This window comes from Halanaerobium salsuginis, assembly GCF_900114545.1.
GTDB lineage: Bacteria > Bacillota > Halanaerobiia > Halanaerobiales > Halanaerobiaceae > Halanaerobium > Halanaerobium salsuginis.
On the sequence record NZ_FOTI01000003.1, the window covers coordinates 140,019 to 149,534 of the forward strand.

The 9,516-nt window shown below is 31.7% G+C and carries 8 protein-coding genes and 1 pseudogene; 8 read left to right on the forward strand and 1 reads right to left on the reverse strand.

Annotation, left to right across the window (positions count from 1 at the left end; genetic code table 11):
* The first annotated feature begins 19 nt into the window (after positions 1-19).
* The 8 genes from uvrC (at position 20) to BMZ74_RS02430 (ending at position 9,152) form a co-directional block, all read left to right on the forward strand.
* On the forward strand, positions 20-1,870 hold the full coding sequence (gene uvrC, locus BMZ74_RS02395; RefSeq protein ID WP_089859071.1) for an excinuclease ABC subunit UvrC: 1,851 nt from the start codon (positions 20-22) through the stop codon (positions 1,868-1,870).
* A 259-nt stretch (positions 1,871-2,129) separates the two neighbouring features.
* Entirely contained in the window at positions 2,130-2,738 is a 609-nt protein-coding gene (locus BMZ74_RS02400) for a GntR family transcriptional regulator (RefSeq protein ID WP_177181340.1), read from the forward strand.
* A gap of 375 nt (positions 2,739-3,113) precedes the next feature.
* Complete coding sequence (locus BMZ74_RS02405) at positions 3,114-4,118, forward strand: TRAP transporter substrate-binding protein (RefSeq protein WP_089859130.1); 1,005 nt, start codon at positions 3,114-3,116, stop codon at positions 4,116-4,118.
* A gap of 138 nt (positions 4,119-4,256) precedes the next feature.
* Positions 4,257-4,736 (forward strand): TRAP transporter small permease, encoded by a 480-nt coding sequence (locus tag BMZ74_RS02410; RefSeq protein ID WP_218142039.1) that lies wholly within the window; start codon positions 4,257-4,259, stop codon positions 4,734-4,736.
* On the forward strand, positions 4,736-6,028 hold the full coding sequence (locus BMZ74_RS02415; protein WP_089859078.1) for a TRAP transporter large permease: 1,293 nt from the start codon (positions 4,736-4,738) through the stop codon (positions 6,026-6,028). Before BMZ74_RS02410 ends, BMZ74_RS02415 begins: the two co-directional genes overlap by 1 nt.
* An 18-nt stretch (positions 6,029-6,046) precedes the next feature.
* Positions 6,047-6,979, forward strand: a complete 933-nt coding sequence (locus BMZ74_RS02420) for an NAD(P)-dependent oxidoreductase (RefSeq protein ID WP_089859081.1) — start codon at positions 6,047-6,049, stop codon at positions 6,977-6,979.
* Positions 6,980-7,120: 141 nt separating this feature from the next.
* On the forward strand, positions 7,121-7,741 hold the full coding sequence (locus BMZ74_RS02425) for a GntR family transcriptional regulator (RefSeq protein WP_089859084.1): 621 nt from the start codon (positions 7,121-7,123) through the stop codon (positions 7,739-7,741).
* Between the two features lie 121 nt (positions 7,742-7,862).
* A complete protein-coding gene (locus tag BMZ74_RS02430; RefSeq protein ID WP_089859087.1) occupies positions 7,863-9,152 on the forward strand; it encodes a nickel-dependent putative hexonate epimerase in 1,290 nt (429 codons plus the stop codon).
* Positions 9,153-9,368: 216 nt separating this feature from the next.
* Here BMZ74_RS02430 and BMZ74_RS14340 read toward each other — a convergent pair.
* Positions 9,369-9,516, reverse strand: a pseudogene (locus BMZ74_RS14340) (IS110 family transposase); the annotation flags it as partial.

Sequence of the window (9,516 nt, forward strand, 5' to 3'; positions counted from 1 at the left end):
TTTAGTTAAGGTGATAAAAATGAATGAAGCTGAAAATATTAGAGCTCAAATTGAAGCTCAATTAAAAGAACTACCGGCCCAACCTGGAGTTTATTTAATGAAAGATGAAACTGGAATGATTATTTATGTTGGTAAAGCTAAATCACTCCGCAGTAGAGTCAGATCTTATTTTAGAAAAAATGATCAGACATATAAAACTAAAATGCTGGTCAAATATATAGCAGATTTTGATTATATATTAACAGATACAGAGGTTGAAGCTTATATTTTAGAGGCTAATTTGATTAAAAAACATCAGCCTAAGTTTAATATTAGATTGAAAGATGATAAGAGTTATCCTTATATTAAAGTAACCAAGAATGTTGATTTTCCGCGTGTTTTTAAAACTAGACTAGTTAAAAATGATGGGGCCAGATATTTTGGCCCATTTGCTGATGTAGATGCAATTTATAAAACCCTTGATATTATCAAAGACATTTTCAAATTACGCAGCTGTAAAAAAGAATTAAAAGCAGATGATCCTGAAGATCGGCCCTGCTTGAACTTTCATATTGATAAATGTCTGGGTCCCTGTATTGGTGAAGTAAGTAAAGCAGATTATCACGAATTAATCGATCAGGTCTGTCTCTTTCTTTCAGGGCGTCAGGAAGAACTTACTGCAGAGGTTAAACAAAAGATGGGGGAAGCAGCAGCTGAGCGCAATTATGAAAAGGCAGCCCGTTTTCGTGATGCTTTACAGGCATTTGAAAAACTAAGTGAAAGCCAGAAAGTTATGACTGATAAAAATATTGATCAGGATGTAGCAGCTCTGGTACAAGGGCCGGATGATCGAGCCTGTGTCCAGTTATTATTAGTTAGAAATGGTCGCTTAATCGGCCAGGAATATTTTATTTTAGAAGGCACTTCAGAAGAAAGAGATTCGACAACAATGGCCTCTTTTTTACAGCAGTATTATGAACAGGCGGCTGGTATTCCTGATGAACTTCTATTGAATGTTGAACTTGACACGGAACAGCTACTAGCGGAACGGCTGGCTTATATTAAAGGAAAAAAAGTTAAGATTATTTATCCCCAAATTGGTGATAAGAAAAAAATGCTAGCTATGGCAGCTAAAAACGCCAGTCAAAATCTTAAAAAAGAAGATATTAGAAGTCAGTATGAAGAACAGAGAACTTCAGGAGCGGTTGAAAAACTAGGTCAAATACTTGCTATTGATCCTGCTCCTTACCATATTGAAGGCTTTGATATTTCAAATATTCAGGGCACTGACTCGGTTGCTTCAATGGTAGTTTTCAAAAATGGTAGACCTTCTAAACAGGATTACAGGCGTTTTAAAATAAAAACTGTTGAAGGTCCGGATGATTTTTCGAGTATGAAAGAAGTTGTTGAACGTCGTTATGCTAGATTATTGCGGGAAGATCGCAAGTTACCTGATTTGATTTTAATAGATGGTGGTAAAGGCCAGCTTAATGCAGCTTATGAAATCCTTAAATTACTGGGAATTGAAGACCTGCCAATTATTGGGTTAGCCAAAAAAGAAGAAGAAATTTTTCGACCTAACCAACGGGAGCCAATTACCTTGCCGCATCATTTACCAACTTTACAGTTATTACAGAGAGTTAGAGATGAAGCACACCGCTTTGCAGTTAGCTATCACCGTAAGCTCCGTTCTCGCCGGTTAACACATTCTATGCTTGATGAAATACCAGGGGTAGGTCCTGAAAGACGTAATTCTTTATTACAGCATTTTGGGTCACTTGCTAAAATAAGAGAAGCTCAAATCTGGCAGTTAAAACAGGTAGATGGCATTAGTGGTAAAACAGCCCGCAAAATTTATGATTACCTCAGAAAACATATGCGTGCTTATTAAGTGTTTGCTCTTATTCTTGAGCTTATTATTTATTTTAAAGTAAAAATCCAGTTATCTATTTAAGAGCAGATAACTGGATTTGCTAATTATAAATATAATTAAAAGCACTTGAGAAAAATTTATTTAAATTATTGTTTCTGAGCAGGAATTTAAATACAGGTGTAGAATATAAAATATAGGATCTAATATATTACATTTTAAATGATAATTATACTATTTAATTTAGAAAGAGCGGATAGCTTTGATTAATAAAAAAAGTTTGACAGAACAAATTTATAATTTATTAAAGCAGAAGATTTTAAATAAAGATCTTAAATTGGGTGAGAAATTAAATACCAGGCAAATTGCAGAAGAAAATGAAATTTCTCTAATGCCGGTTCGTGATGCTTTACGACAGCTCAGTAATGAAGAATTAGTTGAAAATAAACCTAGAGTTGGATTTTTTGTAAAAAGTTTTTCTGAGCCAGAAATCAATGATATTTTAGAAGTGAGAAAAATGTATGAACTATACTGCCTGAAGAATTATTTTAGCCAAATTGATAGAGAAAAGATAGCCGAATTAAAGGAAAAAATATCTCGCAGTAATAATCGGCTTTTTACAGACTATGATAATCAACTTCATCAGACTATTGTTGATGCAGCAGGAAATAGTTATTTAAGTGAGCGCTATGCAGAATTGATTAATTATTATAAAATGCTGTTTAATTATTTAAAGGATAAAAGATCTGAAATTTCTAGACAAGAGCATTTAAAATTAATTGATGCTATTTTAGCTAATAATTGTCAGATAGCTGCTAAAACTTTGTTTAAACATCTTAATACAGTTGATATTAAGGAAAATATAGATCTAGATAGCAGCAGTACCTAGCTTAAGTTTGAGAAAAATTTTATTTATTTGCTAGAATAATTAAATAAATTTGCAAAAAGTTTAAAATTGTTGTAATATTAATTTGTAAAATAATTTACATTTTGTAAAGCAAACTATTATTTTTTTATTAACTCTGATATATCAGATGTTACATATTTATTCTGCTATAATTAATAGCTATTTATTTAATAGTTATTTAAAAATAAATTTTGGGGATAAGTTTATAATTACATAAGACCTCTTATTTAAACTTATATTCTGGAGGTGGTATTTTTTAGGTAAATAGGCTGTTATAAAGTTTTGCTAATTTACTTATTTTTATTTGTGCTTTTTAATTCAAAAAAATTTAAAACAAACAGGAGGAATTAATTGAATATGATTAAAAACAAATTTTTACTTATTTCATTTATTATGGTTTTAATTATCGGCTGTTCAGCTAATGTTTTAGCTGTAGAAAAATTGGAGTTGGTGGCAGCTCATAACCAGACTTCCAAAGAAAGTCCTTATCAGGTTGGTATGCTTAAATTTAAAGAAGCATGTGAAGATTTATCAGATGGAGCTATTACTGTTCAAGTGCATGCTGGTACTTTAGGAACAAGTGAATCTGAATTAGTAGAAAAATTAAAATTAGGTGCGGCAGACGTTGTTATTGTTTCACCTGGTTTTATGAGCAAAACAGGAATTAAGCAAATTCAACTATTTGCATTTCCTTACTTATTTAACGACTATAATCACTGGGGAAAAGTTGTTGATGGTGTAGTTGGTAGTAAGATTGCTAATATTGTTAATGAAAAGTCTCATAATGATTTTAAAGTATTAGGCTATTGGAGTGCAGGTGTAAGACATTATTATGGTAAAAAGCCTTTACACAACATGGCTGATTTAGAAGGAATGAAGATTAGAACTCAAACTTCTGGAGTAGTTGCTGATTTCTGGAGTAGTATTGGTGCAGTGCCTACCTCTGTTGCCTGGGGTGAATTATACCAAGCATTACAACAAGGAGTTGTTGATGGAGCTGAGAATGCCTATCCTTTCTTTGTTCAGGAAAGTCATCATAAAACAAGAAATGGTAAATTCACAACTGAAACAGGTCATGACTATACAACTCGTTTTATGTTAATTAATGGCAGCAAATTTGATAGTCTATCTGCAGAACAGCAAGAAATTATTGAAAAAGCAGCTAAAATTAGTATTGATGCTGAAAGAGAAGAAGTTAGAAATCAAGAAACACAATACAAACAAGTATTACTTGATGAAGGCGGTAAAGTAAATGAAATTGATCGCCAACCATTTATTGAAGCAGCAATGCCAATTCAGGATAAAGCAGCAGCTCAATATGGTGTAGAAGATCTTCTACAAATGATTAGAGATTTACGTTAATTAGATTGAATTTATCTTAAACTTATCCTGGCAGTTTTAAGGGTGTCAGGATAAGTTTTTAATTGAAAAATTTATCTAATTTCATCTATCTAATGGATTGTTAGATAATGATTTATTCTCAACAGGGGAGGGAAAAAGTTGATTAAGAAATTTGCCAATTTAATTGAAAGTATTCAGCTTAAGTTAGGCGTCTTTTTTCTGGCTTTATTTTTTGCTGTAATTGTTTTGCAAATGTTTGTTAGATATATTGGAGTTTCTGTTATCTGGACTGAAGAAGTTGCTAATTATTCTTTTATCTGGGCTGTGTTCATGGGGGCTTCAGTAATGTTACATAGAAATGGTCATTTTCGCTTTAGTCTGCTTTTTGAAAAATTAACTGGTAAATCGAAACTGTTTCTAAAATTAACTATTAACTTGATTTTGGTTTTATTTAGTCTAGCAGTTTTCTATTTTGGAATCATTGCTACTTTAAATTTCTGGAATTATACCTGGTATTCATTACCTAATTTTAAAATGGGATATATGTTTATTTCACTACCGGTCATGGGATTTAGTATGCTTATTTATGAGTTAGATCATTTATTAGATGATTATTCCGAATTGAAGGAGGGGAAATAATGCTGGGAATATCTTTAGTTGCTTTATTTTTACTTTTAATGGTAATAGGTGTACCAATAGCTTTTGTAATTGCAATTATTGCTTTTGTAGGAATTACTGTTGCACCTCATGTACCAGTAGTTACTGTAGTTATGAAAATGTTCAATGGACTTAATTCTTTTGTTTTGCTTGCTGTACCACTTTTCATTTTAGCAGCAAATTTAATGAATAGTGGCAAGATTTCCAAGAAATTAATTGACTTTTCAATTGCAATTGTGGGCCCAGTAAAAGGTGGATTAGCTCATGCTAATGTATTAGTTTCGATGATTTTTGCTGGTATTTCTGGAGCTTCTCAGGCAGATACAGCTGGAATTGGTAAAGTTTTAATTCCCAGTATGATTGAAACTGGTTATGACAAAGAAACAGCTGTTGGAGTTACAGCTGCATCTTCTACAATTGGAGTTATTATACCTCCCAGTATTCCAATGATTATTTATGCTGGTTTAACAAGTACGTCAATTAGTTCTCTCTTTTTGGCTGGTATGGTACCAGGTATTTTGAGTGGACTTGGTATGATGGCTGTTATTTATTATCTTTCTTTAAAAAGAGATTATCCACAATATGAAAGAGCCAGTCTGCAAAAGCTTTTATCTTTAACTAAAGATGCTTTGCCTGCCTTAATGACACCAGTAATTATTATTGGGGGAGTTATTACGGGTTGGTATACAGCAACTGAAGCAGCAGCAATTGCTTCCTTATATACTTTTGTAATTGGAATGTTTTATTATAAGACAATTACTTTAAAAGATATTCCAGATATTTTTGTTGATACATTAACTTTAAGTTCTCTTTCCTTGTTTGCTTTAGCAGCAGCTAGTGCTTTAGGAGAATTGCTAGGTTATTATCAAGTATCTACAATAGTTGAACAATTTTTTACTAATCATATTAATTCAGCTGGCTTATTTATGGTAATTGTAATTTTATTTTTCCTCTTTATTGGAACTTTTATGGATGCAATACCAGCAATGATTTTGTTTGTTCCAGTAATCTTGCCGGTAGCAATGAAATTAGGTATTAGTCCAGTTTTACTGGGAATGGTGACAATTATCACTTTGGCAATTGGGCTGGTCACTCCTCCTTATGGATTATGTCTTTTAATTGCCGCTAAAATCGGTAATATGTCAGTTGAAAGGTCATTTAGTGCAGTTATTTTATTTATTGGTGTTGTAGTTGCTGTGCTTTTATTTATTGCCTTTTTACCACATATTGCATTCTATATTCCACTGAAATTTGATCCTTATTTATTATTTTAATTAACTGGAGGTATTAATATGACAAAAAAAGTAGCTATCACTTCAGAATTTTTTGGTAAGTTTTCTGATGCTGCTCAGCAAATATTAGAAGATAATGGCTTAGAAGTTATTCCAAATCATTATCAAAAATTCTTAGACAAAGAAGCAGAAATTATTAGTTTAAGCAAAACAGCTAATGCAATTATTTGTGATTTAGAGCATATCTCAAAAAATGTAATTGATAATTCACCAGAACTAGAAATTATTGCAAGACGGGGTGTTGGAACCGACTCTGTAGCAGTGGCTTATGCAGAAGAAAAAGGAATTAAAGTTGCCAGAACATTAGGTGTAGTAGAAAAACCTGTTGCCGAGCTAGTTATGGCTTATATTCTTGATATTTCTAGGAGAATTCAATCTGTAAATATTGCTATGCACGCTGGTAAGTGGAATAAATTATTAGGTCACAGCCTTGATGGTAAGACTATTGGAATTATTGGTTTAGGTAATATTGGCAGAGAAATCACTAGAAAAGCTCAGGCTTTTGATATGCAGGTTGTTTATTTTGATGTTCAGCGCCAGCAAACAGCCGAAGCTGAGCTTGGGATTAAATATATGCCCTTAAATGAATTGTATAAAAACGCAGATATAATTACTCTGCATGTACCTTTAAATAAACATACCGAAAACTTAATTGACTACCAGGCTTTAAACTTAATGGAAAAACAGCCAATTTTAATCAATACCGCACGCGGTCCAGTAGTTAATGAAGCTGATTTAGCTAAAGGCCTAAAAGAGGGTTTGATTTCTTATGCAGCAGTAGATGTATTTGATCAAGAACCTAAAACAGATTCTGTTTTAAAAGACTGTGAGAATGTAATTTTAACACCACATGTGGGTACATTTACAGAAGAAATTTTTATTAAGATGGATGTTCTGGCTGCTCAAAATATAGTCAATCACTTTAAGAAATAATCAGCTGAAGTTGGGGAGGGGTAATTGCCTCTCCTTAAAAAAAGCAGGTAATTTAGTTTATATCTTGAATAATTTTTAATAGGATTAATTTAGAAATTATTTCTTTTATTTATCATACTTATTTTCAGGGAGTGCTTAAAAATGGTAATTAATAAAGCGAGCTTAACTGATCAAATTTATAATCTTTTAAAACAGAAAATTTTGCAGAGAGAATTTGAGCTGGGCCAGCAGCTTAAAACCAGGCAAATTGCTGAAGATAATGGAATATCTTTAATGCCAGTGCGTGATGCATTAAGGCGTTTAAGTAATGAAGGATTGGTTGATAATAAGCCTCGAGTTGGATTTTTTGTAAAGAACTTTTCTGAAAATGAGATCAATGATATTTTAGAGGTAAGAAAAATGCATGAGCTATATTGTCTAGAAAACTATTTTGCAGAAATAAATCGTCAAGAAATAAAGAAATTAGAAGGAAAATTTGAAAAAAATAGTTCAGCAAGTTTTTTTAATCGTTATGATATTAAACTTCATCAAGAAATTGTTAAAGCATCACATAATCAATATTTAATTGATAGCTATTTTAAATTAATAAATCATTTTACAATGCTTTTTAATTATTTGAATCATAAAAGATCTAAATTTTCTCGTCAAGAACATACTGAACTAGTTAACTGTATTTTAAATAATAACAAAGAAAAAGCTTATAGGTTGTTATATCGCCATCTTGATCGGGTCGAGATAGCTGCTGATGCTAAGTTAGACTAATTAGTTTAAGCAGATTTAATTTTTTAGAAATTGTATGTTTGTTTTTAAAACTCTGATATATTAGATATCAATATAAATATTTGCTTTATTTAAATAAACTTAGTTAAAAAAGGAGGCTAAAATGTTTGAATTAGCAGCAGATATCATTAGTGAAGGAGATTATTTAACTGAAAAAGAAATTGTTAATTATTTAGCTCAAATAACAGAAAAGATAAATAATGCAGGGATTAAAAAAGTCTTACTTATCCCACCTGACTATACCCGCAAATCTTCTTCTTTAGGAGAGATTACCGAAAAATTATATTTTATGCTTAAACCACAAGTAGAGAAGTTGAAAGTTTTGCCTGCTTCTGGTACACATGATCCCATGGATCCAGAGCACCTGCAGGCAATGTTTGGTCAGATACCACAGGCTGATTTTTTAGCTCATAATTGGAGAACAGAAACAGTTGAAATTGGTAAAATTCCAGCCGCTAAAATGGTTGAATTTTCGCAGGGCGAATTGGTTGATTCTGTTTCTTTAGCGGTTAATAAAAATTTATTTTCTGGAGAGTTTGATCTAATTATTTCTTTAGGGCAGGTTATTCCTCATGAAGTAGTTGGCATGGCAAATTATACCAAAAATATAGTTGTGGGCTGTGGTGGGGATCAGATAATCAATAAATCCCATTTTCTGGGTGCTCTGGCCGGGATGGAAAATATTATGGGAAAAGATTACTCACCAGTGAGAAAATTATACGATTATTGTCAAAAAAATTTTCTTGATCAATTACCTTTATTATATTTAATGAGTGTCAATTCTCCAATTAGTGATCATAAAACAGGTTTAACTAAAATTAAAGGTTTATTTACTGGTTTTGAACGAAAAACTTTTGAAAAAGCAGTAAAATTAAGTCAGCAGGAAAATATTATTAAACTTAAACGTCCTCTAGCTAAAATAGTAGTTTATTTAAAAGAAGATAAATTCAAAAGTACCTGGATTGGCTGTAAAGCTGTCTATAGGACTAGAATGGCTCTGGCAGATGGAGGAGAATTAATTATTATTGCACCTGGAATTCATAAATTTGGAGAAGATCCAGCTATTGATAAATTAATTCGTAAATATGGTTATCGGGGAACAGAAAATGTATTAAAAGATTTACGCGCAAATGCTGATCTGCAGGAAAACCTTTCAGCAGCAGCGCATTTAATTCACGGTTCATCAGAAGATAGATTTAAGATTTATCTTGCTGCACCTAAGTTAACTCGTCAGGAAATAGAAGGAGTTAATTTTAATTATTTAGATTATCAGCACACTATAGCAAAATATAAAATAGATGAATTAAAAAATGGTTTTAACTATGTAAATGGAGAAGAAATATTTTATATCGACAATCCTGCCACAGGATTATGGGTATATCAAGATAAATAGTTATATATATCAAATGTTAGGTACCTAAAATTAAAAGTAATACGGTAAGATGTCAAGAGAAAAAAAGAAAATAATTTAATTTATTTGGCTGAAAACGGTCAAATTAGGCATAGTTCTATCCGCCTAGCCTGAATAGTAATTTTTACCAATTCAGCCCATGACTAAATAATAGTTCTAATAGAAAATTAAGTAAACAGACTAATTTGCAATAATTATCTACCTCCGTGGTTGATATATTTCGCCTTTGCTTAGCAGAGCAAAAACGAGACGGACAAATTTACGTGCTGTAAGCACGAGGGCTCTTTTGTGTTTGTGCTTTGGAACTTCATTATACTTTTTGTAGTAGTAGTTTTTATAGCTATCA

What these genes read in the sequence shown, in the direction of transcription:
- uvrC (WP_089859071.1), top strand. Translation starts at nt 20, where the DNA reads ATGAATGAAGCTGAAAATATTAGAGCTCAAATTGAAGCTCAATTAAAA.
- BMZ74_RS02405 (WP_089859130.1), top strand. Translation starts at nt 3,114, where the DNA reads ATGATTAAAAACAAATTTTTACTTATTTCATTTATTATGGTTTTAATT.
- BMZ74_RS02415 (WP_089859078.1), top strand. Translation starts at nt 4,736, where the DNA reads ATGCTGGGAATATCTTTAGTTGCTTTATTTTTACTTTTAATGGTAATA.
- BMZ74_RS02420 (WP_089859081.1), top strand. Translation starts at nt 6,047, where the DNA reads ATGACAAAAAAAGTAGCTATCACTTCAGAATTTTTTGGTAAGTTTTCT.
- BMZ74_RS02425 (WP_089859084.1), top strand. Translation starts at nt 7,121, where the DNA reads ATGGTAATTAATAAAGCGAGCTTAACTGATCAAATTTATAATCTTTTA.
- BMZ74_RS02430 (WP_089859087.1), top strand. Translation starts at nt 7,863, where the DNA reads ATGTTTGAATTAGCAGCAGATATCATTAGTGAAGGAGATTATTTAACT.